This window comes from Ruegeria sp. AK11, from assembly GCF_056541095.1.
This window is the reverse complement of sequence record NZ_JBQFXU010000035.1, coordinates 1-1,920: the sequence shown is the minus strand read 5'-3', so window position 1 is coordinate 1,920 and position 1,920 is coordinate 1. Positions and strand designations below refer to the sequence as shown.

Below are 1,920 nucleotides of genomic sequence, written 5' to 3'. Positions count from 1 at the left end.
TGCGCGTTGATGGCCCCTTTTGTGATGCGGGGGTCGTTGCCTTCGCTGAGGGCGATTATGGGACGGGTGGCCGGAGCGTTTTGCCGCAACAGCTCGACGGGTGTCAGGGTCATGTGCTCCGGCCTCGTCCTGGGGTTAAGCGCCCTGCGCCTTCATGTCATCGGCGCTGATGCCGGCGACGGCGACGGGTTTTTTCATCGCGTCGCGGCGGAAAGGCTCGCCAAGCTCCTGGTTGATCAGGGCCTCGATCAGCGTGGTGATGCCGTTCTTCTGGTCCTCGATCGCCTGGTTCAGCGCCGCGGTCAGCTCGTCCTGGGTGCGGGCGACAACGCCTTTCAGGCCACAGGCCTGCGCGATACCGGCATAAGACACCTTGGTGTCCAGCTCGGTGCCCACGAAGTTGTCGTCGAACCACAGGGTCGAGTTGCGCTTTTCCGCGCCCCACTGGTAGTTGCGGAACACGATCTGGGTCACGGCGGGCCATTCCTCGCGGCCAATCGCGGTCAACTCGTTCACCGCGATGCCAAAGGCGCCGTCACCGGCAAAGCCCACAACCGGAACATCCGGGCAGCCGATCTTGGCACCGACAACGGCGGGCAGGCCATAGCCGCAGGGGCCGAACAGGCCCGGCGCCAGGTATTTGCGACCCTCTTCAAACGACGGATATGCGTTGCCGATGGCGCAGTTGTTGCCGATGTCCGAGCTGATGATCGCCTCTTTCGGCAGCGCCGCCTGAATGGCGCGCCACGCCATGCGCGGGCTCATCCAGTCGGGCTTGGCCGCGCGGGCGCGCTGGTTCCAGGTGGTGCCCGGATCGTCATCCTCGTGGGTCATCGAGGTCAGTTCCTGCGCCCAGGCCGATTTCTTCTGCGCGATGCGCTCTTTGCGCTCCTTGCGGCCTTCGTCACCGGCGGTGTCGCTCAGCTGGGCCAGAATGCCCTTTGCCACCTTGGCGGCGTCGCCGATGATGCCGACGCTGACCGCTTTGGTCAGGCCGATACGGTCGGGGTTAATGTCGACCTGGATGATCTTGGCATCCGCGGGCCAGTAGTTGATGCCATAGCCCGGCAGGGTCGAGAACGGGTTCAGACGGGTGCCGAGGCACAGGACAACATCCGCCTCGCTGATCAGCTCCATCCCCGCTTTCGAACCGTTATAGCCCAGCGGACCGGCAAACAGCGGGTGGCTGCCCGGGAAGGCGTCATTGTGCTGGTAGCCGACGCAGACCGGCGCATCCAGACGCTCGGCCAGCGCTTTCGACGCCTCGATGCCGCCTTCGGCCAGAACCACACCGGCGCCGTTCAGAATGACAGGGTTTCTGGCATTCGACAGCAGCTCGGCCGCCTGGGCCACGGCGCTTTCGCCACCCGAGGGGCGCTCGAACTCGACAATGGCGGGCAGGTCGATATCGACAACCTGGGTCCACATGTCGCGCGGGATGTTCAGCTGGGCCGGGGCGCTGGCGCGCTTGGCCTGCATGATCACACGGTTCAGAACCTCGCAGACGCGGGTCGGGTCGCGGACCTCTTCCTGATAGGCGACCATGTCCTCGAACAGCTTCATCTGCTCGACTTCCTGAAAGCCCCCCTGACCGATGGTCTTGTTGGCCGCCTGCGGGGTCACCAGCAGAAGCGGGGTGTGGTTCCAGTAGGCAGTCTTGACGGCGGTCACAAAGTTGGTGATGCCCGGACCGTTCTGCGCGATCATCATCGACATCTTGCCGGTCGCCCGGGTGTAGCCATCCGCCATCATCCCCGCGCTGCCCTCATGCGCACAGTCCCAGAACATGATCCCAGCCTTCGGAAACAGATCCGAAATCGGCATCATCGCAGAGCCAATGATCCCAAACGCATGTTCAATACCATGCATCTGCAAAACCTTAACAAAGGCCTCTTCCGTCGTCATCTTCATAGGGGTGTT

General features: G+C 63.5%; 1 protein-coding gene. It reads right to left on the bottom strand.

The features are described from left to right. Nucleotides 1-135: 135 nt before the first annotated feature. Nucleotides 136-1,911 carry a sulfoacetaldehyde acetyltransferase gene (gene xsc / locus ACR0D9_RS20565; RefSeq protein WP_209599474.1) on the bottom strand — a complete coding sequence of 592 codons (1,776 nt, stop codon included), beginning with the start codon at nt 1,909-1,911 and terminating at the stop codon, nt 136-138. Between the last annotated feature and the right edge of the window lie 9 nt (nt 1,912-1,920).